Source organism: Bifidobacterium canis (assembly GCF_009727065.1).
GTDB classification, from domain to species: domain Bacteria; phylum Actinomycetota; class Actinomycetes; order Actinomycetales; family Bifidobacteriaceae; genus Bifidobacterium; species Bifidobacterium canis.
The window spans coordinates 151689-177605 of the sequence record NZ_WNLP01000002.1; the positions used below are offsets into that span (position 1 = coordinate 151689).

Consider the following 25917-nt stretch of genomic DNA (forward strand, 5'->3'; position numbering starts at 1 on the left):
AGTTTCATCCTCTGCCTTCCCACAGCCAAGTCGTATAAGGTCAATAGACAACATGGCCGAAAACGGTATCGCGAATGGTCAAGTTGTCGAACGGAATCAGGCAACATGACCATGCAGGGCATCGAGCATGGTCAGGTCATCTACCTTGAATAGACAACATGACCATAAACGGCATCGCATCCGGTCAGGTTGCCTAAGGAAGCTATACAACATGACCAGAAGGGGTGCTGTGAATGTGCATGTTGCATAACATCGCTAGACAACACGACTGTATGCAGCACCCCCATATAGGCAATTTGCCGAAACGATCTAGATGACCTGACCAAGGGAGCCGCAGCGGAGCGCCACCCCCATCGCCCACATTCCTTGTCACCACCCTGCCCCTCATTTTGCTGGTGGGGATATAAAACCTTCAACCTTCGGAGTAGCCGTGTGCCGAAAAGCGCTATTTTCCGCCCTTTTTCAAACACGACTATTCGAGTCCTGAATGGTTTCATATCCCCACCAGCAAATAGAAGGGCTCGGGGATTGGCCCGAGCCCTTGGATGAGCGTTGAGCAGATGGTTACCGCTCAGCAGTATTGCGCTTAATTGCTGGCATCACTTCTGATTGCTGGCGCTCACTCCTGTTTGTTGCTGTTGGTATTGCCTGCGTCTTTGTCGGCTGACGACGATGGCGATGGGCTGCTCGTGGACTCCTTCGCCTTGGCGGTCAACTTGATGGTGGTGTTGGCGTCGACGTCTCCGCTTTGATCAACCGCAGTCACCGTGGCATCGTCAGCAGCGCCTTGCGTATCGATGTTCTTGAAACCGGCTGAAGACAGCGCAGACTTTGCTTCCGCTACCGTCATGCCGACGAGATTGGATGGCACGGAGATCTTGCCATTGGAGACCCAGATGGTGACCGACGAGCCACGCTCGACCGACGTGCCGCCTGTTGGCTCCACACGCGTCACCGTGTCTTTGGTGGCAGTGGAGTTCTCTTCGTTGATCTGCACGGCGAAATCGCTCTTCTGCAGTTCGCTGACCGCTTCATCCTTGGTCTTGCCCACCAAGTCAGACGGCACCTTCGTCATGCCGGACGACACCCACAGGCTGATCGTGGAACCCTGCTCGGCAGACGAGCCCGCGGCAGGATCGGTGCGCGTCACCATGTCTTTTTCGATGGTTGCGCTGTCTTCGGTTTGCACACTGGTGTTCACCTCGAAGCCAGCGGCCTCCAATGCAGCACGGGCGTTCGCCTGCGTCTGGCCGGTGACATCTGGCACCGTCACGCTCTTCGGCCCTGCCGAGAACCACACGGTGACCGTCGAGCCCTTTGCCACACTGCGTCCGCCAGCAGGATTCTGCTTGGTGAACGTGCCTTCAGGCTCGGTGGAATCGGTGTCTTGCTTGATCACCGCTTTGAGTCCGAGTTCTTCGAGCTGGGCTTTCGCGCGATCCTGCGTGGTGGTGGTCGTGAAGGTCGGCACAGTCACATATTCGACCTTCGGCGTGCGGTTCTGCGACCAGAAGTAGTAGCCGAGTCCGCCCGCGATCAGCAGCACCACGAGAATCGACACCGCCGTGATGATCGTCCTGCGCTTTTTCTTCTTCGCGGCTTCGGCACGCTGCTGGGCGCGGGTTTTCACCTGCGTATCGCCCTGCCCCGTTGTGGCGGGGTCTGCCGGAATGGTCTGGAACTGGCCGGTCACCGGATTGTAGACGCGCGTGGCCTGCCCCTCGTTGGCGTAGTCGATCGCCTTCGTAGCATTCTCGGCGTCTTTACGCGCATTGATCATAGACATGTCTTGCAACGGGTTGAACGCCGCTGCAGACGGCAAACCACCGTTCATATAGGTGAGAATGTCGTTCTTGAACTCCGTGGCCGTGGCATAACGGTTCTGACGATCTTTGGCCATGGCCTTGGCGACGATCTGATCCCACATCGGGTTCAGGCCGGGCACGATCGAACTTGGCTTGACAGCCACCTCCGACACATGCTGGTAGGCGATCGCCACAGCCGAATCGCCGGTGAACGGCGGGCGTCCGGTGAGCATCTCGTAGAGCACGCAGCCTGCGGAATAGAGGTCGGAACGCATGTCAACGTTCTCGCCGCGAGCCTGCTCAGGCGAGAGATATTGCGCAGTGCCGACGACGCCCTGCGACTTCGTCATCGTCGTAGCCGAATCGTCGAGCGCACGGGCGATGCCGAAGTCCATGACCTTGACGATGCCCTGCTCGGAGATCATGATGTTGCCGGGCTTGATGTCGCGGTGAATGATGCCCATGCGATGCGAGTATTCAAGCGCGTTGAGCAAACCGATCATCACATGCTCGGTGTCGCTCTGGCTCAGAGCGCCGTTCGCCTTGATGATGTCGCGCAGCGTCTGCCCCTGCACATACTCCATGATCAGGTAGGGCACATGCTCGGTCTGCCCGTTGTCGAGCGTGACCACTTCCTCACCCGAATCGTAGATGTTGACGATGTTCGGGTTGTTCATCTGCGCCACGGAATGCGCTTCACGGCGGAAGCGGGTCAGGAAGATCTCGTCGTGCGCGAGGTCGGCACGCATGATCTTGACGGCCACGGTGCGCCCCAAACGCGTGTCGAGAGCGATATGCACTTCTGCCATACCGCCGCGGCCTATGAGCTGGCCTAATTGGTAACGGCCGCCATCAAGTGTGGTGGGCATGCTGCTCATTGCTGCTCCCTTCCAAGGCTTCCGGCGGTGCGGCCGGAATCGTGTGTGCCAGAATCATGTGACGCATGATGCATCAATGAGAAGGCGGACTGGTGAGTCTGAGGATCGCGGTGCGGAGCGCTGGTGACTCTGCGCGGCACGCGACCATTGATGTTGACCATCGTGGCATCCGACAGCGCGGTTTGCTGGTCGAGAAGACGACGTTCGATGCGCGAAAGCACACGGGCCACCGTCAAAGCGTCTTGCGGGCGATCCGCAGGATCTTTGGCGAGCATGGCCATCACGAATTGTGCAAGCTGGAAATCGACGGTATCGGGCAACGGCGGCACCGGATTGTTGACGTGTGCGGCGGCGATGTCGACCGGCGTGGCGCCGGTGAACGGCCTGTGCCCGCACAAGCCCTCATATGCCACGACGCCCAGCGAATAGATGTCGGATTGCGGGGTCGCCTGCTCGCCCTGAGCCTGCTCAGGTGAGATGTATTGCGCAGTGCCGACCACCATGCCATCTTGCGTGATCTGTTCTTGGTTCGTGGAATACGAGACGCCGAAATCGGTGATCTTCACCTCACCGTTGTCAGACACCATGATGTTCGCCGGCTTCACATCACGGTGAATCACGCCATGCGAATGCGCGACGAACAAGCCGCGTGCGGTCTGAATCAGAATCGGCAGCAAACGGATCGGATCCATCGGGCCGTCGATCTCGTGATAGATGTCGGCAAGCGATTTGCTCGGCACATATTCCATGATCAGGAACCCAATGCCGTCATGCTCGTAGTATTCGAACAGCGCAGCGATGTTCGGATGCGCCAGATTCGCGGAATTGCGAGCCTCGGCACGCAGCCTGCGCAGCTTCGACTCCTGATTTGTGGTGTCGGTGCGCAATGCCTTGATAGCGACGGGGCGGCCGAGCTGAATGTCGTAGCCCTTCCACACTTCACCCATGCCGCCTTGCGCCAAGCGGGAATCGAGGCGATACCGGCAATGGATCAGTTGCCCTTCAATCAATCTCATTGTTGGAGCGCCTCCTTCATGATCGCAGTCATAATCGGGCCGGCGGCAAATGAGCCATACAGGTCGACGTTGTGCACAACGACGGCCACGGCGATCTTCGGATTGTCGGCAGGCGCGAAGCCCATGACCCAGCCGTCGATCGAGCTGTTGTTCTCACCGATCTGCGCTGTGCCGGTTTTCGCAGCCACTTTGACGCCCGAAATCTGAAGATTCGGGTTCGCCTCGTCTACCACGGCCTCCATCGCCTCGGTGAGCTTGTTCGCGGTGTCGGCGCTGAACGCATTGCTCATCACCTGCGGCTTCGTGTCGGGCATCACCGAAAGATCGCTGAAACGCACGCGGTCGACGATCGTCGGCTTCATCAGCTTGCCATCGTTGGCGATCGCGGCGGCGATCATCGCGTTCTGCAACGGGGTCTCCACCGTGTCTCCCTGGCCGATCGACGCCAACGCGAGCTTGTCTTGGCTCACGTCGGTGGGGAAGCGCGACGCGACGGCGGTCATCGGAATGCCGTTCGTGTCGGTGCCGTCAATCGTGATCGACTTGTCGAAGCCGAGCTTCTTCGCCATGTCAGACACCGTTTGATCGCCCAACGCCACGCCGAGCTGCGAGAACGCCGTGTTCGACGACCATGCCAAAGCCTCTTTGAGTGAGATCTTGCCATCGGTGCCGTTGCCCTGCGTTTCGGCGTTCGTCAACTGCGTCTGCGTGCCCGGCAGCGTGTATAAAGCACCAGCTGGAATCTGTGTGTCGAGCTGGTATTTGCCGCTTTCGAGGGCGGCTGCCATCACGACGGTTTTGAACGTGGATCCTGGCGGGTACAGCTGGCTGGTGGCACGGTTGAGCATCGGGTTCGAGCTGTTCGTGACGAGCTCGGTGTATGCCTTGCTCGCAGCCCCCGTGTCGTGCGACGCCAACGTGTTCGGGTCGTAGCTTGGAGTGCTCGCCATCGCGAGAATGCGTCCGGTGGAAGGCTCGATGGCTACTGCCGCACCATCTTCGTTATTCGCATTGAGCGCGTCCATCGCGGCCTTCTGCAGTTTCGGGTCGATCGACGTTTCGATCGACGCACCCTTGTTCTCCTGACCTGTGAACAGCGCCTTGATATGCTGCCAGAACAGCGCGTTCGATTCGCCGGTGAGCAGCGAGTTCTCCGACGCTTCGATGCCACGGTCGGCGTTCTGCGCGATCGAGAAGTAGCCGGTGATCGGCGCATACATCGACCCCTCTGGGTAGGAACGCTGATACGAGAACGAATCGTTCACCGGATCGGATTTCGCGATGATCGTGCCGTCTGATGCAAGAATCGCCCGCGCGGGGCACCGTACGTTTGGTAGAGCGCACGCGTATTGCGAGCGTCATGCGACAGTGAGTTCGCGCGGTTCACCATGATGATCGAACTCGAGATGCCGAGGATCACGAAGAGCACGATGACGGCGGTGAATAGCTGACGCAACGTTTTATTCATTACCCTCATCTCCCTTCAGATCTGCGCGTAGTGGTTGAGGCGACACGATTTGCGTGGCGGAATCGTCTGGAACCGGTTGAGACGCTTCGCTGGATTGCTCAGACGCTGCCGTGCGCTCTGCGGATTGCGTGCCAGCGGCGCGCGTCACCGGCAGCTGACTCGTGTTCGACACCGGTTCGGCGGAACGCCGAGCGCGCCGTGAACGCGGCTGAGCCGTGCGCGGCTTACGACTGTTGAGCGCCTGCACTGCTTCCATGCGGAACGTGTCGCTCGTCACGTCGGCCTCAGGTTTATTCGCGGAATCCGAAATAATAATCAGCAGCGCCGCGAGCAGATAATTCGCAATCAACGACGAGCCGCCAGCCGCCATATAAGGCATCGTCAAACCGGTGAGCGGAATGACGAGCGTGATGCCGCCGACCACGGTGAACACCTGGAACGCCATCGTGAACACCAAGCCGGATGCGAGCAGTTTGCCGAATCCGTCTTTGATCTTCATCGCAGTGATCATGCCCGCCGCAATAATCAGCAAATACAGCATGAGCACGGCGAAAATGCCGACCAACCCGAGCCCTTCGCCAGTCGATGCGAAAATAAAATCGGAATTGGCGAGCGGGGTGATCGCCGGATGCCCCTCACCCAAGCCAGTGCCGAACAATCCGCCGGCAGCCAAGCCGAACAATCCCTGAACGATCTGGCTCGAACCGCCCGGGTAACGGTTGTAGATCTCGGAGTCGAACGGGTGCAGCCAAGCGTCGACGCGGTAGCCAACGTGCGCGAACAGTTTCGCAGCCACCACGCAACCCACGGCGAACGCCACGAAGCCGATGACCAGCCAGCTCGCGCGGCCGGTAGCCACGTAGAGCATCGCCACGAACATCGCGAAGAACATCAGCGACGTGCCCAAGTCATGCTGCAGAATAAGCACGCCCATGGCCGCCACCCACACGATCACGATCGGGCCGAGATCACGGAAGCGCGGCAGCTGCAAGCCCAGCACTTTCTTGCCGCCCACGGCGAGCTGATCGCGGTGATTGAACAAGTATGAGGCGAAGAAGAACGCGAGGAACAGCTTCGCGAACTCGCCGGGCTGCAACGAGTAATTGCCGATGCCGATCCAAATGCGAGCACCGCCGATTTCGCGGCCAAGCCCGGGAATCATCGGGGAGAGCAGCAATACCAAGCCAATGACCATGCTCACGTATGAGAACTTGCGCAGAACGCGGTAATCCTTCATGAACGCGAACAGGAAGTAGCAGCACACGAGCGCCAAGCACAGCCACATCATCTGGCGGGTGGCGACGGCGGTCGAGTTTTCACCGTCGATGCGCGAGATCATCAGTATGCCGATGGCAGTGAGCATCAGCACGCATGCGAATATGGATTGATTGCCATACTTTTGGAAGTGGCTCATCAACCCCCATGCCACGAGGAACATCAGCGCGCAGGTGATCTGCATCACCACGCTGCCGCTCACAGGCGTGCCATACATGCGTTCAGACAGCTGGAAGAACCCAAGCGCGGCGATCAGCAGCGCGAACACTATCTGCAGCAAATACCGAATATGCGAAGAAGTCATCGTCACCTACTTTGCGCCGTCGCCGACGACGACTTGGTTGAAGACGGGGACTTCGACGCATCCTTGCTGCTGCTCGAGCTGGAACTGGAGCTGGAGCTAGAGCTTGAACTGGAGGAGCTCTTCGAAGTCTCGTTCGACTTCTTCTTCTGCTCTTGCTGCCACTCCTCGAACTGTGTGCGAATCAGATCGACATGGCTGACCGCCTCATCGTATCCGTCGACGCTGATGCCCTGCTTCAGGCGATCCTGCCACTGTTCGGGCAGCTGATCGACCTTCAGATTTGTGTGGTCAATCGGGTGCGAAAGCTCATAGCCGAAGATGTTCGTGGGCACACCTTGGTAGATTGTGACCACGCCTTCGTCGGAAGCCAAATAATATTGGCGTTGGCTCCACGCATAGGCGACCCAGGTGCCGAGCGCGAGCAGCGCGACGATGGCAGCCGCCACGACCCAGCCCACCACTTTGCCGCGCGTTCTGCGCGAGCGAGCCTGCTTCTTCTCTTGCAAATGCTCGTGGTGAATCGCCTTGGCGACCTCGGGGTCGTTCGGGTCGGCGCTGTAACGCCCATCGCTTTTGCGAATAACCGGAATCTCACCGGTGTCGGGATCCTGCAGCTCGCCGTTCTCAGCGCGCACAGTAGACGGCTGCGCCACCTGGCGAGCGGTCTCACGCTCCTCGTCATGCGCCTCTTTGTTGGAATCGCTTTGAATCAGCGCGGCGGCGCGTTCAGCGGGCGACGACTGCGCGATAAGCGGGGGAGCGGACGCCACAGGTTCGTGAATAATATCGGCAATCGGTTCGAGCGAAGCGCTCGCAGCGCCACCGATAAGCGGAGTCTGGTGCGGCAAATCGAACGAATCGGCGTTGAGCGCCAGCGTGGAATCGGCGATCACTGCCGACACGTTGTCGGTACTGCCAGCCTTCAGAGCCATCGACACGAGCGTTTGCGCGCATTCCTCAGCGTCGGTGAAGCGCAGCATCGTCTCTTCAATGGTCGAATCTTCAAGCACGCCGCACAAGCCGTCGGAACACAGCAGCAGGCGGTCGCCAGCCTGCGCGCGGCGAATCGAAATGTCGGGGTGAGCGTCGATGTCGAAATCACCGAGCACGCGCATCACGACGTTGCGCTGAGGGTGGTTGCGAGCCTCGACCTCGTTGATGCGCTTCGTGTCGATCAGATGCTGCACGTAGCTGTGATCAGTCGTCAAATGCATCAGCTTGCCGTCGCGCAGCAAATATGCGCGCGAATCACCGATATGCGAGATCACCCAATAATCAGAAACGAGAGTCACCGCAGTGACCGTCGTGCCCATGCCCGCGAGTTTGCGCTCGCGCTTCGCCTTGCCCACAATCGCGTCATGCGCGGCGAGCGTCGACGTCTCCATGATGCTCGCCGCCTTCGCCACGTCTCCGCCCGCGCTATCAGTCTCAATATGCGCGAGCGAGCGAATAGCAATCGTCGACGCGGTGTCGCCGCCGGCATGACCGCCCATGCCGTCGCACACAGCCACCAAATGCTCGCCGGCGAACGAGGAGTCCTGATTATTCGAGCGCACGGTGCCAACGTCGGAAACCGTGGTCGAATACATGTACAAGTGCTGATTGTCGCGTTCCGCCACCGCGATCACCTCAATTCAAAGGTCGTGGCGCCAATGCGAACTGGAACGCGCGGTGCGAGAATAGTCGGCGTGGAGATGCGCTGCTGATTGACGACGGTGCCGTTCGTGCTGTGCAGATCTTCGATGGCCCACGAGCCGGAGGCTGCGTCAGGGTACACGCGTGCGTGGTGCGACGACACGAATTCATCGTCGAGCACCACCGTGTTAGATGCGGCGCGGCCGAGCGTGATCACAGACGAGTTCAGCGGAACGGAAGTGCCTGCGAGCGGGCCGTCGATAATGACGAGCAGCGTAGGTGAAGCATTGCCGTTGCCACCGCCGACGCCGGCACCGGCAACGGTGCTCTGCGTTGCACGCGGTGCCGCGAGCGGCGCGGCCGGTTGCGCGGGAGCCGACACGGAGTCGCTTTGCTTGCGTACCTCGCGCTCCTTACGTCTGCGCGCGCGTGATTTGCGCGGACTGTATGCCGCCACATCTTTATAGAGCGAACGTGTGATCACCCACACGAACACCCACAGCAAGATGAGAAACGCATATTTCAGTACCGCGAAGGTCAGTTCGGTAATCATAAATAGCCTGTCTGGCTCACCTCTGGTCTTGCGAAGAAGCCCAATACAGAATGCGGGTGCGACCAATCGTGATCGTATTGCCGTCCAGCAACGTCGCCGCCGGAACCTGATGGCCTTCCACGTAAGTGCCGTTCGTAGATCCCAGATCGCGGGCGATCACGCCATTGTCGGTGATATCGATCTCCAGATGCTTACGGGAGATGCCAGGATCGTCGATCACGATGTCGCAGCCCGAGCCGCGACCCAGAATCGTCTTGTCTTTGGTGAGCAGGTATTGGTTGTTGTTGACTTCGAGCATCGGGCAGTCCTGCGTCTGCTCGTCGGTGGTGACCGGAACCGCATTGCCTTGCACAGATTCGGAGGTGAGCTTGAAATTGCCCTTCGTCAGCTGAAGATCCTCTTCGAAGATCACGACGACAGGGCCAACGAATGCATAGTGCTGGCTCTTTGCATACTGCGTGAGATTGTCTGCGAGCTCGTTCGCCAACGCTTCGGAACCCCACTGCTCAATACGGTCGAAGTCGGGAGTACTCAACTTGAAGCGGTACTCGTTCGGCGCTACGGTGCGGTCACGCCCCACTGGCATGGCCTCCGCGTCGATTTCGCGCTCGAGTGCACTGGAGAGGTCGACGGGCTGCAAGTCCTTGGAGCCGAACTTCGCGAACACTCCGTTGACCGCACCCTCCACGCTTTTCTCAAAACGGTCAAGAACGCTCATAGTATCCCTTTCTATCTTGTTCTATCCTACGCTGATATATCAACCGCTCCAATCTCAAGTTTTCTCGAACCCGCTCATTTTCCTCTTGAAGCGTAGGCTAACGATAGAAAATAGTGTATACGCGCGACGGCGACGCATAAAAACGCGAGAGTGCGGAGCGCGGTGCGAACCAGTGTATAAACGGCGAATCTACTGGTAAAAACGGCGAAAATAATGTTGTTTCGCCGTTTTGACAGCTGGATTTGCTGTTTTGTGCGCTCTGGAGGCTGTTTTATATGTAAAAACGGCAAATCTGTTTGCGAAAACAGCAAAAGCAGTGTGACGCATAATTGTATGCGTAGATATTGTGCGGCAAATCGGGAGACGAAAGAGGCATGATGAGCGAAGACGCAGGCAAAGTAGAGAATGCAGAGAATATTGAAGAGCAAACCGTGATTGATGAATACCCCGTGGCGAAGGCGCGCTCGGTGCGCTTCACGTGCGGTGCGCCGCGCTCGCCGCACCTGTTCGGCGACGGCTCGCGCATGCTGTTTCTGCGGTCTGCCGGGCCGGAAGATACGGAAACCGCGCTCTGGCTTGGCATGTATGCTCCGAATGACCCCGCCGAGCCGATTTTCGAAAATTTCGTATTAGACGGCGGCACAGAAGCTGCAAACCAGAGCTGTGAGATCGAACTGGTGGATCCTGCGGAACTGATGAGCTCGCCGGCGAACGAAGACGTGCCCGAAGCCGAGCGTGCGCGCCGCGAACGTGCCCGCGAAAGCGCGACTGGCATCGTCTCGTATTCGGTTGATACAGATGGCTCGCATATCGCGTTCACTGTGAACGGCGAGCTGTTCGTGACGACGATCGAGTGGGATTCGCTCGCGTGCACGTTCGACGACCGCTAGCGGGGGAGAACGGCGAGGATATTCGCGCGTCGGTGAAGTCCGGCGTGACGACCAAGCACATCGTGCCGAAGTTCACGAACCCCGCGCACAGCGAATTCGCAGGCCCCGTGCTCAACCCGCGCATCAGTCCGGACGGCACGCGCGTGGCATACGCCACCGGCAGCGCGGTGGTTGTTGTAGACATTGAGACGTGCGAGGCGAACGCGATCTTCACCGTGTCTGCTGACGATCGCGCGACGATGCAGGCCGGACTCGCGGAATTCGCCGCATCCGAGGAACTCGATAGATACGACGGCTTCTGGTGGAGCCCAGACTCGCGCACGTTGCTCGTGGAATGCTTCGACTCGTCGCCGGAGCCGGTGTGGACGATCAGCGATCCGGCGAATCCCGATCACGCAGGATTCCAGCACCGCTACCCGCGCGCGTTGACCGAAAACGCCGTCGTCGACTTGTTCGCCGTGCGTTTGGGAGACGATGGATTGGACGTCGCGAATACCGCGATGATTGACTGGGACAATGTGGCCTACGAATATTTGGCTTCGGTGACTTGGGAGGGCGACGCCCAAGGTGCCAACCCGATTCTGTACGTGCTCGACCGCTTGCAGCACAACGAGCAGATTCTGCGCGTGGCTCTGCCCGCTGAAGATGAGTGGTCTACGTTGCACGCGATGGACGGCAACGCGATGGCGTTGCTGCCGGTTGAAGTGCTGCAGACCGGCCACAACGACCAGTGGATCGACGTGATCGCGGGCGCTCCCGCAGTGACTCCTTCCGGCAAACTGATCGGCTTCGTGAACGACATGGAACACGACACAAATCGCTTGACTGTGGATGGCAAGGCGTTCACACCGCTTGGTTGGCAGGTGCACGAAGTGCTTGACGCCAACGATGCCAATGTGCTGTGCGTGGTGCAGCGCACACCTGAAGTGGTGGGCGAGAATTCGCTGCCCGAAGCATGGCAAGGCGCTGACGCCCGCTACCACGATGCGCGCAGCTTCGACGTGGTGACGATTGATTACGACGGCACTGTGCAGGCGGTGAGCCGCAAGCCGGGCGTGTGGACCGCCGCCCGCCGCGGCAACGAGATGGTGGTGTGGGGACGCACGATGGATAGCGCGTTCGCTCAGATGACGCTGTTCAGCGGCGACGAGTCCTACGTCGTGAGTAACTACGCCGGCACACCTGGTTTCACGCCAAACATTCGCTTCACGCGACTCGGTGAGCGTGGACTATATACGGCGATTGTGGCTCCGCAGGCTGGCAGCGCGTTCGCCGACGCCAAGAAGCTGCCGGTGATGATGCAGCCATACGGCGGCCCCGGATTCCAGCGCGTGACGTTGAGCGTTGCCGGATACTGGGATGCGCAATGGTGGGCGGATCAAGGCTACTTGGTGGTGATCGCCGACGGTCGCGGCACGACCGGACGCGGGCCGGCTTGGGATCGCACGATGTATTTGAACATGAAAGACGTGAGCCTGCAAGACCAAGTGGACGCCGTGCACGCGTTGCCTGACGCCATCGCCGCACTTAACGCAGCGGGAACTCAAGTCGAGGGCACTGAATTCAGCGAAGCGCAGGATGCCGCGCTTGCGCTGCCGGAGCCGGATCTCGACCATGTGGCGATGATCGGTTGGTCGTATGGTGGCTTCCTCTCCGCGCTCGCCGTGCTCGACGCACCCGACACATTCGCAGCCGCCTGCGCCGGTGCTCCTCCGACCGACTGGACGCTGTATGACACCTGCTACACCGAGCGCTTCCTGGGCCTCGACCCGGAAGTGTATCGTCGCAACAGCATCATTGACGATGCCCCGAAGCTCACGCGCCCGCTCATGCTGATCCACGGTTTTGCCGACGACAACGTGACGATCGCCCACAGCCTGCGCTTGAGCCAAGCGCTTATGCAGGCAGGACGCGCGCACACGTTCCTGCCGCTCACCGGCATCACGCATATGACGAACGATCCGAAGGTCGCGAAGAATCTGCTGATTCTGCAGCGCGACTTCCTTGCGCAGGCGCTGAGTGAAACAACCGCTGAATAACAACTAGTCTCGCGCATAACTGTCGCATATATAGAGGAGGCAAGTGTGGAAATTGCAATGTTGAACGAGATCCGTTTCCAGCAGGATTTCGAGGCGACGGCATTGCCGGCGATCACCAAGTGCAGGCGTGAGGATTATATGGCGCCTGCGCAATCCGACTGGGACGGGCACCCGCTCGCTGATCTGCAGGGCACATTGCACGTCGTGAGCTACGACGTTGAACTCTTCCACGACCTTGCCATTCCCGGCGCATCGAGCAACAACCATGGCGCTGTGCTGATCTCGCATGGATTCTCTGAATTCGCTGCGAAATATGAAGAGATGGTCTGGTATTTTTTGCTCGCCGGATTCTCCGTGTGCATACTCGAACACCGCGGGCACGGCTATTCGGCGCGCGATGTGGCCGACGACGAGATCGTCTACATCGACACATGGCGCCGCTATGTGGCTGACCTTGCGAAATGCGCGAACACGATCGCGCGACCACTGGCGGGAAACAAGCCGCTGATGCTCTTCGCCCATTCGATGGGCGGCGGCATCGCGGCGGCGATGCTCGAGCGCTACCCGAACGTCGTCGACAAAGCAGTGCTTTCGTCGCCGATGATCGAAGCGAACATGCATGTGCCGAACTGGTTGGCGGCGCTCGCGTGCGGCGTGGGCTGCGACACAGGGCACGGCAAGAGCATGGCTCCCGGGCAGCACGGTTTTTCACCGGTCATCGACATGAAAGATCATCAAGGTGCATGCATGCAACGCTTGGAATGGGCGAAGAAGCTACGCATGGCGAACACCCACTACCAGACGTCGGCGGCGGCGAACGAATGGGTGCGTCAGGCGTTGCGCATCGCGCGCGCTGTGCAGAGTCCGAAGATGTGCGAGCGCATCGAAACGCCGATCCTGCTGTTTCAGGCCGGCAACGACCACTGGGTGCGCAATTCCGCGGAAGATCGCTTCGTCAAACTCGTCGGTAAGCACGGCGGAAGCATTCGTATGATTCGCGTGCCCGGCTCGGTGCATGAGATCTTCACGATGCCGAACGCGGTTATGGCTCCATACCTCGAAGAGATCTTCACCTACCTGCAATCCGAAGAGCCAGTGACCGTCCTTGCCTGAGCCGCCGATCCTGTTGCTTTGCCGTTTCGCATCTAGTTTTGCCGTTTTACCCACTGGTTTTGCCGTTTTTAACTTCTTTTAGGCGTGTGTGATGAGTTAAAACAGCAAAACCATTGGTAGAAACGGCGAAAATGGCTGGTTTTGCCGTTCTGCACGATGGTTTTGCCGTTTTAACCTCTTTTGGCGTGCGGGGTGAGTCGGAACGGCAAAACTGACGGTAGAAACGGCGAAAATAGAGAGTTTTGCTGTTTTGACTGTTAGATTTGCCGTTCTCGCCAGAGGATTTGCCGTTTTATGCACTTTGAAGGCGGCTCTATAGGTAAAACAGCAAATCCGCTGGCTGGAACGGCAAAGGTGGCTGGTTTTGTTGTTTTAGCTGCTGGATTTGCCGTTTTAACCTATTTTGGGCGTGTGGGGTGAGTTAAAACGGCAAATCTAGTGGTAAAAACGGCGAAAATGCAGGCGATGGAGACGGTGCGATGGTAGGCAACTACTCTGTGGGCTATTCTGTGGGCGTGGGCGGCGGGCTGCGCGATAAGATGCCATGCAGAGAGTAAAGGAGACGGTTGTGGCGCAGTCTGGTCAGCGCGATGGCGAACATCATGACGAGCACCGTGCGGTGGTGAAGCAGGCGCACGGCGATGATTCGGCAGACGAACTGCACGAGATGCTAAGCAAATCCGCACAAGACGAGCGGCACGATGCACAAGACGCGCAGTCTGCAATAGACTCTCAAGACGATTCAACTCCATCACTGGAACGCACGCCGCGCATGATCGTCGTCGGCATCATCTGCACGCTGATTGGCGGCACGATGTGGGGCGTCAACGGCTCCGTGTCGAAGATCCTGATGGACGGCTATGGCACAAGCCCACTATGGCTCGCGTGCATACGCGAAATTTTCGCCGGACTCATCTTCCTGATCTGCGCCGCCTTCGCCACACCACACTCGCTGAAGAGAGCAGTGACGAACGTGCGCGAATACCCGATGTTCATTTGCACCGCGTTGCTATGCGTGACGCTGATGCAAGTGGGCTACTTGTTCGCAATTCACTGGACGAACGCCGGCACTGCGACGGTGTTGCAAACGTTGAACTTGGTGATGGTGCTCATCTACGTGTGCGTGCGCGGGCATCGACGCCCGAGTTCCCGCGAAACGGTGGGTGTGCTGCTCGCACTCATCGGCGTTTGGCTGCTCGCCACTGGCGGCAACATCTCCGCGCTGTCACTGCCGCTACCCGGTCTGTTCTGGGGACTGCTCAACGCGTTCTCGTGCGCATGCCTGGCGATTATTCCAGTGAAGATGATCGACAAGTATGGAAATTTCGTGGTCAATGGCCTCACATTTCTGCTCTCCGGCCTGATTCTTATGCCGTTCGTCCGCCCTTGGGAGCATGTGCCCGCATATGACGCTCGCGGCTGGGGACTGCTGGCATTCACCGTGGTCATTGGCACGTTCGCCGCGTTCTGGTTGTTCATGATCGGCGTTGTGCGCATCGGCTCAATGCGCGCGACGATGCTCGGCACAATCGAGCCGGTCATGGCTACGATCACCGCAGTCATGTGGACCGGCGCAGTGTTCACGCCCGCCGATCTGGTGGGCTTCGTGCTCATCCTCATCATGGTGTTCCTCGTCAGATAATGCAGATAACGCGGCGCACAGTATACAGTCTCACGTGAGTGAACAGCACTCACGCTGTTCATTTGAGATAAAATAATCTGATTAATTGCACAAAATTGTGTTAATCGTAAAACTGGGCTACGGCACGAACTCAAGTTCATACAATCAAAGTCGAACATATATTGTGTAGGAAAGTGTGAAATGATGATCGCACAAAATATCATCATGACTGTGCTCAACGTGATCGTGCTGATCGCGTTGCTCGTATTCGGCATCTTCGCCGTGTATAACAACAAGCCGAACTTCGAACTCACGCCGGCGCATCTCTACGACCAGCAAATGGGTCAAAAATATGGCATCTGGGTGTTCATCTGCGTCATCGTGAGCTGGCTCGTCACGTTGCCCGGACTGTTCGGCCCGCTCTCGAACACGTGGAATCAGATTCTGTGGTGGATCGAACTCGTGTTCAACATCGCCACGATCGTGTTCTGCGTGCTCGCATCGTTCTATTTCAGCCGCCTGAACACGCGCCCGCACGACTGATATTGACTGAAAATAATTAATTATTATTTGCGCGCCCCGCAGCTTATGTTGCGGGGCGCGCTTGTGTTTCATGTGGAACAAGAGGAGGTTGTGCAAGGCGCGCGTTTGTGTTCTTACGTGGAACATACTGGTGAATGTGACGATAACGGGTGTGTGCTCGTGCACGTACTTGCTGATTGAAATGAGGTAAATGCCGGATGTCTCGCCCGTGACTTGTTGAGATGCCATAAAAGCAGGCAAACATAAGTCAATGCCGCTTGTTGCACCGCGTTCTTTACAATGAGGGCATGAGTCCTGCGAAATTGAAGCGGTTCGCCGATGCCGAACGCTACTTCATCTGCCCGCTGTGCCGTGAAGAACTGCGATTGAGCGGCACAAGTTTGCGTTGCGCCAATCGCCACACCTTCGACATCGCGAAGCAGGGGTATGTGAATCTCGTGCCGGCAGCCAAGCAGTCGCAGTACTACAGCAAACAGTCGTTCGAGAACCGCCGCACGGTGCTCGAAGGCGGTTATTACCAGCACGTTCTCGAGGCAGTGCTCGACGCGGTGGCGAAGTATTGCGCGAGCGGCACGATCCTCGATGCCGGTTGCGGCGAGGGATTCTATGCGCGCGCTGTGCAGCGGGCGAATCCAGCCGCCACTATGCTCGCTTTCGACATTGCGAAAGATTCGGTGCAGCTCGCCGCTCGCGATGATGCGAGCATGGCGGTGAAGTGGTTCGTCGGCAACCTCGCCGAGCTTCCGCTGCGAGATCATATTTTGACTGCATTCTTGATATTTTTCGCCAATACATTACGGCGAATTTCAGCGTGTGGTGAAAAACAACGGACTAATTATCAAAGTAGTGCCCGGGGCCAACCACGACAGGCAGCTGCGCGACCTCGCGCACGAGCAGCTGCGACATGCCGATTACTCGAACGAGTCGGTGGTCGAGCAGTTCTCCGAACACGTTGATGTTATTGAGAATCATACGGTTTCTCGCACCTTCGCCATGCCGCCCGAAGATGTGCTCGCATTCGCTCATATGACCCCGCTGCTGTTCAACGTCGACGTTGAACAGCTCGACCTGAGTCGGGTGCGTGAACTGACAATCGAGGCGCAAATTTTGGTGGGACGCGTTTGTGAAGACTGACGTTCACATAATATTTAGTGTTATACAGTCTGATTTTTATGTCTAGTATTACCGAGTCTGGTATGTGCGAAAAATTAATAAGAGTTTGGAATTTTTTATTTAAGTAAAACATTCGACGAATATAAATTGAAAATACTAGACAAATTCATACAATATGGCATCGGATACTCTCGTAGCGCAAAATAAATACACAGATCAGTAGATAGCGTCACGAGGATTCCTCACATAATGACTGAACGCGGTCGAAAAGAGGGATTATGGCCAAGTATGAACAAGAACCACTGCATAACAACGAACACGGGGTGCGCAAGGGCATCGGCGTGACGATCGCAGCTGTGGCTGCGGCGGCAACGTTGGGCGCACCGTTACCTGCCATGGCAGCAACCGGTTCTCAGGCCGAGCCGAGTGCCTCTGAGAAGACTTCGGAGAGCACGCCGGCGACGTCAGCCGTGCAGAAAGCGCGCAATTCCGTGACCGAGGCGAAGCAGGCGGTCGCTGAAGCGCAGCAGGCGCAGCAACAGGCGCAGCGCACTGTGAACGGTGACGAGCAAGCGCTCAAGCAGGCGAACGCAACAGTCGAGCAGGCGCAGTCCGCGCTTGATTCAGCTATGTCGAGCAACACTTCGGTGAGCAATGCGCAGCAGGCGCTGAACCAAGCGAACAGCAAGCTTTCGGATGCCGCGAATCAGTTGAACGACGCTAAGCAGTCAACGGCGCAAGATCAGCAGCAAATGGCGCAAGCCGAGCACGCGCAGCAGCAGGCGAGTGCTCGGGAGTCGAAGTCGCAGAACGCCGCGGATGCTGCGCAGCAGCAAGTCGATGAGCTGAACAAATCAGCCTCCGCACAGAACATCGATGAGCTCGAGCAGAACGAACATTCCGCCGAGCAAGCGAATAATTCTGCCGCTTCAGCCGACGTTGCGGCAACGCAAGCTGAGCAGAGCGCGCAGCAGCGCGAAAGTACTGCGAAAAATTCGCTCGTGCAAGCGGAACGTGATAACGCGACCGCGCAATCAAATGAAACCGCAGATGCGAACGCCGTTGAAAACGCGCAACAGCAAGTGGCGCAGGCGCAAAACGCAGTGACTACGGCGAATACTGTGGTCACGGCGAGAAAGGCAGCGGTGCAAGAGGCTTCCGCAGCGCTGACGAATGCGAACAAGAAGCTCGATGCCGCGCAATCCGCGGAACAGCAGGCGCGCGAGGCGCAAACCAAGGCAGACGAAGCGCTTGAGCAGGCGCAGAGCAGGTCTGCGTCGGAGCAATCGCCAGCTGTGCAAGCGGCGCAAAAGGCGAAGAACGCCGCAGATGAAGCCGTTTCGCAGGCCACTGCGAATCTCGATGCGGCGCGCAAGCAGGTGACCGCTGCCACGCAGTCTCAAACGCAAGCGAAGAACGCACTCGCCGCTGCCAACAAGACGCTGGCAGCCGCGAAAACCGCCGCCGCCAACGTGAGCGAGCAGCAAAAAGAGGGCGCGCTCGGTTGGTTCAAGAGCCGCAACTCGCAGCTCGCGGTGAAAGTGCTCACCGATTCGTCTCTCGGCAAGGTGAACCCGCGCACAGGCAAGCCGTATCTTGATGAAGCGCATATCGGCGAGTCCACTGACGCGACGAGTCTGCCGAATATGATCCGCGCGCTGAAGCTCGTGCAAGAGACGAACAAGTTGCGCGCGACGGAAGGACTCAAGCCGCTTAAGGTGTCGGACGCTGCGATGGCACTCGCCATGGTGCAGGCGAACAGTGCCACGCAAACTGTGGCTCACAACTATCAGTTCAACGACAAATTCGTGCTCGGAGAGAATCTTTCGTGGGGCTGGCCAGATCCGCTCGACGGTTGGTGGACTCAGGAAAAGAAGGTGTACGACGACGCTGTGAAGAGCGGAAAGTACCCGAATCTCGCGCACATGTCTGCCTATGCAATCTCGCTGAAATACCCGCAGTTGTGGGAGAATATCGGTCATTACCTGAACATCAGGGACTCCGGCATGCAAGTGATCGGCATGGGTTGCAGCCAGAACCCAGGTGGCGAATACAGCAAGGCGGATTCGCAGGAGTTCGGGCTCAACAGCTGGCTGGTGAACCCGACCGCGATGGAAGGCGAGCCGAACGCCGATACGCCGATTGACGCGAACGAATACTTGCAGCAGGCGCAGGCGTACGTCGACTCGATCAACAACGCGCAGAAGAAGCTCAGCGACGCGCAAACCGCTGTGAAGCAGGCTCAGCACGTGCTCACCGCGGCAAACAAGGCCGTGACTTCCGCGCAGACCGCCACTCAAACGGCTTCGCGCAAGTTGGGCAACGCCAAGACCGTGCAGAGCAAGGCTGCCGCCGATCTCATCAAGGCGCAGCAAGCAAGCGATTCCACCGATTCGACACTGGTTTCTGCACAGAAGGCGGCTCGCGCGGCTGACGCTCAGGAGGCCGCTGCCAAGGTTGCCGTGCAGCGTGCACGCTCGGCTGACGATTCGGCGCAACGGAATTACAACGCCGCGCAAACTGCGCTCGCCGCCGCCGAACAGACTGCGAAGACTGCCAATGAGACCGCAACCGCGAAGACGCGCGCGCTTGATGCGGCTCAGACCAAGCTGCAAGACGCGAAGGCCGCCAAGAAGCAGGCGGCTGCCAAGCTCGCCTCTGCGCAGAGGCTATTCGCACTCGCGCATCAAGACGCTGCCGCAAAAGAAACCGCTGCCACTGATACGAAGGCCGCACACGCCAAGGCAAACAAGGCATATCAGGCTGCTGAAACGGCGCTGGCCAATGCGAAGAAGACCGTTGCTGATTTGACCGCTGCCAAGGCGACGCTTGCCAAGCGCCAGGCTGCGCTTGCTGCAGACAAGCAGCGCTTGAGTGACGCTGACAACGCGCTCGCGGCGGCACAAACCGCACTGAGCAACGCTCAGAGCAAGGAACAGTCGGCTCAGACCGCATACAAGAACGCGCAGGTTGAGGTGGCTGCCGATCGCACCGCCCTCGCACAGGCCAAGGAGCAGGCGAAGCATTCACCGGCAGTTGAGCAGGCTGAGCAGCGCTTGGACGCTGCCAAGGCTGACGCCGCACAGAAGCGCACCGATCTTGCGGCTGCACAGAAGGCGCTGCAGACCGCGCAGAAGACGCTCGTCACGCAGGAGCACAATTTCGAGGCTGCCGAGGCTGCGCTGGCAGCCGTGCTGAAGCTTGACGCCAACGCAACTTCGCGCCCCGCAGCCCAATCGCTGACTGAGAACAGCGCGCATGAATCGGCGCATTCCGCTACGCCGGTCGCGAATGCCAAGGCCGCTTCTGACTCGCACGCTGGCACCGCCTACTCAGTGTCTAGTTCAGCATCTAGCGCGAGCAATGATACGAACAGCAGCAACGCTGTATCAGAAGCTGTGCCGGAAACCGTGCAAGCCGCGAATGCTGCCAGCGCGAAGCTTGCGGCAACCGGCGCAACTGCTGATGCTGTGGCAATGACTTCGCTGATGCTCGTGGTTGTTGGCGCCTCGCTGTTTGCAGCCGGCAAGAAGCATGTGAACAGCTGATATTGGCAGTATCTGAGCTGTGACCAGTGGATCTCCGCTGACCACAGCTTTTTATATGTGTATTATTTCGAGAACAAATGCTATTTTTTAGTTCTGCGTAATATTGTCGCTCAGCTGAAGAATATGAATCAACAATAATCTTATCTTTGTCTAATAATAACTCTTCTTTAAATTTGAATAATTTCTGTGGGAAACTAAAATATTCTCTGAACGTACCCGCAATGATGCAGGCATCGGCGGGGAAGTGACTTGGAAATTCCAAGTGAGAGAAGAGAGGGACATCCATGGCGAAGCACGCTAAAGATGAATACAGCAAAATTCATGACGATCGTGTGAAAGCAGTGCGCAAGGGGGCGATGGCGACGGTCGCGGCAGTGACCGCGGCGACCACGTTGGGTGCGCCAATGACCGCGCTTGCAGCGACGACCGGCGACTCGGCATCAGAAAACTCGCAGAAAACGCAAGCTACGGCGAACACGAATACGGCCGTTCAGCAAGCGCAGCAAGATGTGAACGACGCGAAGGCCGCGCTTAGCGAAGCACAGCGCGGGCAGGAGCAGGCACAGAATGTTTCTGATGCTAGCGCGAAGGCGGTTGAGCAGGCGCAGAACAATGTGAACGAGGCAGATGCCGCGCTGAAGTCGGTGATCTCGAATGATCCCGCCACCGCCGAGTCGCAGCAGGCGCTCGACACTGCGAATAGCAAGCTTGCCGAAGCGAATACTCAGCTGAAGACTGCCGCTGATGACGCAGCCAACAAGCAGCAGGCCGTGCAAAACGCACAGAATGCTCAGCAGCAGGCGCAGACCCAGAAAGACGACGCGCAGGCAGCTGCCGACTCCGCCCAGAAGAACGTCGATGACGCTCAGCAGAAGGTCGATGCACAAGATAGCATCGCAAATCTTGAGCAGAAGGTCGACGAAACGCATTCGGCTTGGAGCGACGCCTCCGACAAATATCGTCCTGCGCAGGCTGCCGCTGATGCAGCAGTCAAAGCATCTAATGACGCGCTCGACGCATATAGCAACGTCCTTCAGAAATACGGCATGGCCCCCACTGATGAGGATTTCGAGCAGGTACAGCAAGCTATCGAGACTAATCAGAGCGCACAAGATGAATTTACGCAGATAGTGGAGGGCAACAAGCAGGACGTTGCCGATAAGACCGCAGTCGCGCAGGATGCGGCGAACAAGTTCCAGTCTGCCGAACAAAAGCTCACTGATGCGCAAACCGCTGCCAACAATGCCAAGGCTGCGCAAGATAAGGCAAATCAGGATCTCGCTGACGCTTAGGAGTCAGTGGATTCCACTGCTGCTGATGTGACTGCCGCTCAGCAGGCAAAGGATACCGCAGATGCCGCTGTGACGCAGGCGAATGCCGATCTTGAATCCGCCCGCACTCAGGCGAGCAAGGCTGCGCAAGATAAGGCGAAGGCTCAGCAGGATCTCGCTGACGCTCAGGCTGCTGTTACCGCTGCGCAGGCTGCCGCTGATGCCGCGAAGACGAAGCAGCAGCAAGGTGCACTCGGCTGGTTCCAGAGCCGCAACTCTACTCTGGCTGAGAAGATTCTCACCGATTCTTCGCTCGGCAAGACGAACCCTGAGACTGGCAAGCCATATCTCGACGAAACGCATCTCGGTGAATCCACTGATGCGACGAGCCTGCCGAACCTTATCGAGGGTATCAAGATGGTGCAGGAGGCCAATAAACTGCGCGCTACGCAGGGTCTAAGCCCATTGAAGATCTCTGACGCTGCGATGGCAGTGGCTATGGTACAGGCCAACAGCGCAATCAATAAGTTCGGGCACAATCATCAGTTCGATGACAACCTTAGTCTTGCTGAGAATCTCTCGTATGGATGGGAAGGCTATAACCCATACAATGGCTGGTGGGACAAAGAGAAAAGACATATGACGCTGCGGTAGCCAGCGGGCAATATGGCGATTTGGCGAATACAGATCCGTACACGGTGATGATAACCTATCCGGATTTGTATAAAACATCGGCCATTATCTTAACCTGAAGAATCCTGACAACAAGGTTGCTGGCATGGGTGTCAGCAAGAATGCTGGCGGAGAGTATTCGAAAGTGTGGTCTCAGGAATTTGGCACCTATGACTCGTTGCTTACTGGAGATGCTTCATCCACTCTGCCCGCTTCCGACACCCCAACGGATGCTGATGCATATCTGACGGCAGCACAGAGCTATGTTGATGCCATCAATAATGCGCAGAAGAAGCTCACCGATGCCCAGGCTTCAGTGACGAAGGCACAGCAGGCAATCGCTGCAGCCGATGCAGCTGCAGAGGCCGCGAAATCCGCTGAAGATGCTGCAACCACGAAGCTCGCGGATGCGCAGTCCGCTCAGGCAGCCGCAGCCGCCAAGGTTGCCGATGCCAAGAGCGCTAATGATGCAGCTAAGCAAACGCAGGCCGACAAGCAGCAGGCAGCTCAGGAGGCGTCCGCGAAGGCCACCGCCGCAAAGCAGGCGTTGGATTCTGCACAGACCGACTACAACAACGCCAAGAATGAGAATGATCTGGCGCAGTCAAACCTGAACGTTACGAAAGAGGTTCTGGCGAGCAACACAGAGGAGCTTGAGGGCATCAAGCAAGCGCTTGCAGAATCGAAGCAAATCTATCAGGATATGCTCGAGGCCAAGGAGAAGGTCGGAGCTGCAAAGGCGGCATACGAGCAGGCTTATGCAGACTTCGAGGCAAAGAATGCCGCCGCTGATCAGGCTGCCGACGCTGCAAACGCGACTCATGCCGCCTATCAAGCTGCTCTGGACGCCCTGAACGCCGCGCAAGAGAACGTCGACGATCTCGCCGCCGCAAAGTCCGCCCTCGCACAGAAGCAGCAGGCGCTTGCCGATGCTTCGCAGAAGCTGAGCGACGCGAACGACGCGCTGGCGAAGGCTCAGAACGAGCTGACCGACGCACAGGGCAAAGTGCAGGCGGCTCAGGCTGCCGTTGACTCCGCGAAGCAGGAGGTCGCTGACGCTCAGAAGGCTCTTGACGAGGCCAAGGCGAATGCAGGCAACACCGAGGCTGCGAAGCAGGCTCAGCAGCGACTGGATGCTGCGAAGGCTGATCTAGCACAAAAGCAGGCTGATTACGCTGATGCTCAGGCCGCTCTTAAGTCCGCGAAAGATGCCGTCGCATCTCGCAAGAGCCAGCTGACCGCTGCCGAGGCTGCGCTCGCCGCCGCACTCAAGCTCGAGGGCAACACGTCGAAGCCCGGCGAGAAGCCCGGCAACTCCGACGCCACCAAGCCGGCTGGTTCCAACACCATTGTTGTGAACGCAAACGATGCCGCTCCGAGCAAGGGCAACGCCCCGCAGGTCAAGGTTCCTGAGTCGGTGCAGGCAGCGAACGCCGCCAGCGCCAAGCTCGCAGCAACCGGCGCCACCGCAGATGCGGTCGCCATCGCATCCTTCACACTCATGGCTCTCGGTGTCGCCGCACTGGGTGCTACGAAGCGTTCCGCTCGCCAATAATTGCCGATAATCAATAACTGGCAGAGCTAACTTTCAACAGGCAATAATGGGTACGTCATACTTCTCGTGTGACGTACCCATTTTGCTTTCGTCCACTATGTGAAGCGAAAATCCGCGCGCAGAGTATTCACTACCGCCAACATGTTTTGCGCAGTACGCTAAAGCAAACTCAACCGACTGGAGGTGCGGCATGGCAGCCACACATTACGACAATCTCATCATCGGATTCGGCAAAGGCGGCAAAACGCTGACCACAAAACTCGCGAGCGAAGGCGAGCAAGTCGCGCTCGTGGAACGTTCGCGCGCGATGTATGGCGGCACATGCATCAATATTGGCTGCCTGCCGAGCAAATCACTGATCATCGACGCGCAATCCGCCCACCGTGCCGGCGAACCGGGCACGGGGTCTTTTGCGCGCGCGATGGCGCAGAAAACCGCGCTGACAGACGCACTGCGCGCGGCGAACTACAACAAGGTGGCGTCGCTCGACTCCGCGACGGTGATCGACGGCACCGCGCAGTTCGCTGGCCCGCACAGCGTTCGCGTGACCGCCGAAAACGGAGACGAGCAGATAATCGAAGCGGATCGCATCTTCATCAACACCGGTGCGTCACCGAGAATCCCCGATATTCCAGGTCTTCGCACAACGCCGGGTGTATACGACAGCACGGGTATGCTCTCTCTGCCGGAGCTGCCGCAGCGCGTGGTGATCATCGGCGCCGGATTCATCGGCTTGGAATTTGCGTCTATGCTCGCGGACTTCGGCTCCGAAGTGACCGTGCTGCAACGCAGCGGCCGATTCCTCGCGCAGGAAGACGAAGATGTGGCGCAGGCCATTCGCGATGTGCTGGAGCAGCAGGGTGTGCGGCTCGTGCTCAACGCGGTCACTACAGAGGTGGCGATTGGCACTGATTCCGCGGTGACTGTGCGCGCGGAAGTAGATGGCGAGCCCGCTGATTTCGCGGCGGACGCCGTGCTTGTGGCGGCTGGTCGCACGCCGAACACCGCAGATCTGAATCTGCAGGCGGCGGGCGTGGAAACTGATGCACGTGGCGCGATCGTCGTCGATGAGCAGCTGCGCACAACCGCGCCGAATATCTGGGCGCTCGGCGATGTGAACGGCGGGCCACAGCACACCTATATTTCTTTGGATGATTACCGCGTGGTCTGGTCGCAGCTTTCGGAGCGAGCGAAGCCGTATTCGCGCGCGGATCGCCGCAATGTGCCGTCGTGCGTGTTCCTGCATGTGCCATATGCGCGCATCGGCATCAACGAGCGCGAAGCAGTCGAGCGCGATCTCGACGTGCGAGTGCGCGTGATGCCGACTGCCGCGGTGCCGAAAGCTCGCGTCATACGCGAAACCGAAGGATTGCTCAAGGCGGTCACAGACGCGGAAACTGGCGAAATTCTCGGCGTTATGCTGCTGTGCCCGGAAGCATATGAGATGATCAATGTGGTCAAAGTGGCGATGGATATGGGCGCGCATGCCGAGGAATTGCGTGACGCGATCTTCACGCATCCGACGATGACCGAAGCTCTCAACGATCTCTTCGCCTAACTTCGCGGACTCTCTGCGAGTAAGAAAGTGGTCAGATTCTATTGGAATCTGACCACTTTTTCTATAAATTTTCTATGAGTTGTGTTCTCACAATGTTCTCAATCTGTTGCCAAAATGTTGTCAAAGTGTTATCACAGACACCTGTTTGAGCAAACAAAAATGGCTGATTTCGCTGGAAATCAGCCATTTTATATTCGTGCGAGCGGCGGGACTTGAACCCGCACGAGCATACGCTCACTGCCACCTGAAGACAGCGCGTCTACCATTCCGCCACGCTCGCAGACAAAGAATCAACTTACACTACAAACGGCAGTAGTGCAATTCGGCGTGTCGCCAATAATT

General features: G+C 58.1%; 17 protein-coding genes, 1 tRNA gene and 2 pseudogenes. 12 read left to right on the top strand and 8 right to left on the bottom strand.

Features of this window, described 5'->3' with window-relative positions:
* Nucleotides 1-619: 619 nt before the first annotated feature.
* From pknB to GSD1FS_RS03075, 7 genes and pseudogenes are all read right to left on the bottom strand, one after another.
* Complete coding sequence (gene pknB / locus GSD1FS_RS03045; protein WP_155588323.1) at nucleotides 620-2683, bottom strand: Stk1 family PASTA domain-containing Ser/Thr kinase; 2064 nt, start codon at nucleotides 2681-2683, stop codon at nucleotides 620-622.
* Nucleotides 2680-3699, bottom strand: coding sequence for a serine/threonine-protein kinase (locus tag GSD1FS_RS03050; protein WP_246165740.1), 1020 nt, complete (start codon nucleotides 3697-3699; stop codon nucleotides 2680-2682). Before GSD1FS_RS03050 ends, pknB begins: the two co-directional genes overlap by 4 nt.
* A pseudogene (locus GSD1FS_RS03055) lies at nucleotides 3696-5167 on the bottom strand (peptidoglycan D,D-transpeptidase FtsI family protein). Before GSD1FS_RS03055 ends, GSD1FS_RS03050 begins: the two are co-directional and overlap by 4 nt.
* The gene (locus tag GSD1FS_RS03060; protein ID WP_155588324.1) at nucleotides 5160-6746 is read right to left on the bottom strand and encodes an FtsW/RodA/SpoVE family cell cycle protein; all 1587 of its coding nucleotides are present in this window, start codon (nucleotides 6744-6746) and stop codon (nucleotides 5160-5162) included. The pseudogene GSD1FS_RS03055 and the gene GSD1FS_RS03060 overlap by 8 nt, the downstream one beginning before the upstream one ends.
* Nucleotides 6747-6748: 2 nt before the next feature.
* On the bottom strand, nucleotides 6749-8335 hold the full coding sequence (locus tag GSD1FS_RS03065; protein WP_155588468.1) for a PP2C family protein-serine/threonine phosphatase: 1587 nt from the start codon (nucleotides 8333-8335) through the stop codon (nucleotides 6749-6751).
* Between the two features lie 35 nt (nucleotides 8336-8370).
* On the bottom strand, nucleotides 8371-8934 hold the full coding sequence (locus tag GSD1FS_RS03070; RefSeq protein ID WP_155588325.1) for an FHA domain-containing protein FhaB/FipA: 564 nt from the start codon (nucleotides 8932-8934) through the stop codon (nucleotides 8371-8373).
* 16 nt (nucleotides 8935-8950) lie between these two features.
* Nucleotides 8951-9652 carry an FHA domain-containing protein gene (locus GSD1FS_RS03075; RefSeq protein WP_155588326.1) on the bottom strand — a complete coding sequence of 234 codons (702 nt, stop codon included), beginning with the start codon at nucleotides 9650-9652 and terminating at the stop codon, nucleotides 8951-8953.
* Between the two features lie 377 nt (nucleotides 9653-10029).
* Here GSD1FS_RS03075 and GSD1FS_RS03080 point away from each other — a divergent pair.
* The 12 genes and pseudogenes from GSD1FS_RS03080 to GSD1FS_RS03125 all read left to right on the top strand — a co-directional run bounded on the left by GSD1FS_RS03080 (nucleotide 10030) and on the right by GSD1FS_RS03125 (nucleotide 25575).
* Nucleotides 10030-12581, top strand: a pseudogene (locus tag GSD1FS_RS03080) (S9 family peptidase).
* Nucleotides 12582-12626: 45 nt separating this feature from the next.
* Nucleotides 12627-13694 (top strand): alpha/beta fold hydrolase, encoded by a 1068-nt coding sequence (locus GSD1FS_RS03085; RefSeq protein ID WP_343030178.1) that lies wholly within the window; start codon nucleotides 12627-12629, stop codon nucleotides 13692-13694.
* A gap of 294 nt (nucleotides 13695-13988) precedes the next feature.
* Nucleotides 13989-14114: a hypothetical protein gene (locus GSD1FS_RS10125; protein ID WP_281349827.1), complete on the top strand. Its 126-nt coding sequence runs from the start codon at nucleotides 13989-13991 to the stop codon at nucleotides 14112-14114.
* Nucleotides 14115-14361: 247 nt separating this feature from the next.
* Entirely contained in the window at nucleotides 14362-15336 is a 975-nt protein-coding gene (locus GSD1FS_RS03090) for a DMT family transporter (protein ID WP_196425021.1), read from the top strand.
* Nucleotides 15337-15516: 180 nt separating this feature from the next.
* Nucleotides 15517-15858, top strand: coding sequence for a hypothetical protein (locus GSD1FS_RS03095; RefSeq protein ID WP_246165743.1), 342 nt, complete (start codon nucleotides 15517-15519; stop codon nucleotides 15856-15858).
* Nucleotides 15859-16145: 287 nt separating this feature from the next.
* Nucleotides 16146-16814: a putative RNA methyltransferase gene (locus GSD1FS_RS03100; protein ID WP_246165745.1), complete on the top strand. Its 669-nt coding sequence runs from the start codon at nucleotides 16146-16148 to the stop codon at nucleotides 16812-16814.
* Complete coding sequence (locus GSD1FS_RS09685) at nucleotides 16786-16992, top strand: hypothetical protein (protein ID WP_246165747.1); 207 nt, start codon at nucleotides 16786-16788, stop codon at nucleotides 16990-16992. Before GSD1FS_RS03100 ends, GSD1FS_RS09685 begins: the two co-directional genes overlap by 29 nt.
* Nucleotides 16993-17249: 257 nt before the next feature.
* Entirely contained in the window at nucleotides 17250-20519 is a 3270-nt protein-coding gene (locus tag GSD1FS_RS03105; RefSeq protein WP_155588328.1) for a CAP domain-containing protein, read from the top strand.
* Between the two features lie 284 nt (nucleotides 20520-20803).
* The gene (locus GSD1FS_RS03110) at nucleotides 20804-21811 is read left to right on the top strand and encodes a coiled-coil domain-containing protein (protein ID WP_155588329.1); all 1008 of its coding nucleotides are present in this window, start codon (nucleotides 20804-20806) and stop codon (nucleotides 21809-21811) included.
* A 6-nt stretch (nucleotides 21812-21817) separates the two neighbouring features.
* On the top strand, nucleotides 21818-22444 hold the full coding sequence (locus GSD1FS_RS03115; RefSeq protein ID WP_155588330.1) for a CAP domain-containing protein: 627 nt from the start codon (nucleotides 21818-21820) through the stop codon (nucleotides 22442-22444).
* Between the two features lie 124 nt (nucleotides 22445-22568).
* Complete coding sequence (locus tag GSD1FS_RS03120; protein WP_155588331.1) at nucleotides 22569-24017, top strand: hypothetical protein; 1449 nt, start codon at nucleotides 22569-22571, stop codon at nucleotides 24015-24017.
* A gap of 190 nt (nucleotides 24018-24207) precedes the next feature.
* Nucleotides 24208-25575, top strand: coding sequence for an FAD-dependent oxidoreductase (locus GSD1FS_RS03125; RefSeq protein WP_155588332.1), 1368 nt, complete (start codon nucleotides 24208-24210; stop codon nucleotides 25573-25575).
* Nucleotides 25576-25772: 197 nt separating this feature from the next.
* Here the strand turns inward: GSD1FS_RS03125 and GSD1FS_RS03130 are convergent.
* Nucleotides 25773-25855, bottom strand: a tRNA-Leu gene (locus GSD1FS_RS03130).
* Nucleotides 25856-25917: the final 62 nt, after the last annotated feature.

Coding starts and splice junctions, on each gene's coding strand:
- pknB (WP_155588323.1), bottom strand. CDS start 2,683: ATGAGCAGCATGCCCACCACACTTGATGGCGGCCGTTACCAATTAGGC.
- GSD1FS_RS03050 (WP_246165740.1), bottom strand. CDS start 3,699: ATGAGATTGATTGAAGGGCAACTGATCCATTGCCGGTATCGCCTCGAT.
- GSD1FS_RS03060 (WP_155588324.1), bottom strand. CDS start 6,746: ATGACTTCTTCGCATATTCGGTATTTGCTGCAGATAGTGTTCGCGCTG.
- GSD1FS_RS03065 (WP_155588468.1), bottom strand. CDS start 8,335: ATGTATTCGACCACGGTTTCCGACGTTGGCACCGTGCGCTCGAATAAT.
- GSD1FS_RS03070 (WP_155588325.1), bottom strand. CDS start 8,934: ATGATTACCGAACTGACCTTCGCGGTACTGAAATATGCGTTTCTCATC.
- GSD1FS_RS03075 (WP_155588326.1), bottom strand. CDS start 9,652: ATGAGCGTTCTTGACCGTTTTGAGAAAAGCGTGGAGGGTGCGGTCAAC.
- GSD1FS_RS10125 (WP_281349827.1), top strand. CDS start 13,989: ATGCACTTTGAAGGCGGCTCTATAGGTAAAACAGCAAATCCGCTGGCT.
- GSD1FS_RS03090 (WP_196425021.1), top strand. CDS start 14,362: ATGCTAAGCAAATCCGCACAAGACGAGCGGCACGATGCACAAGACGCG.
- GSD1FS_RS03095 (WP_246165743.1), top strand. CDS start 15,517: ATGATGATCGCACAAAATATCATCATGACTGTGCTCAACGTGATCGTG.
- GSD1FS_RS03100 (WP_246165745.1), top strand. CDS start 16,146: ATGAGTCCTGCGAAATTGAAGCGGTTCGCCGATGCCGAACGCTACTTC.
- GSD1FS_RS03105 (WP_155588328.1), top strand. CDS start 17,250: ATGGCCAAGTATGAACAAGAACCACTGCATAACAACGAACACGGGGTG.
- GSD1FS_RS03110 (WP_155588329.1), top strand. CDS start 20,804: ATGGCGAAGCACGCTAAAGATGAATACAGCAAAATTCATGACGATCGT.
- GSD1FS_RS03120 (WP_155588331.1), top strand. CDS start 22,569: ATGGGTGTCAGCAAGAATGCTGGCGGAGAGTATTCGAAAGTGTGGTCT.
- GSD1FS_RS03125 (WP_155588332.1), top strand. CDS start 24,208: ATGGCAGCCACACATTACGACAATCTCATCATCGGATTCGGCAAAGGC.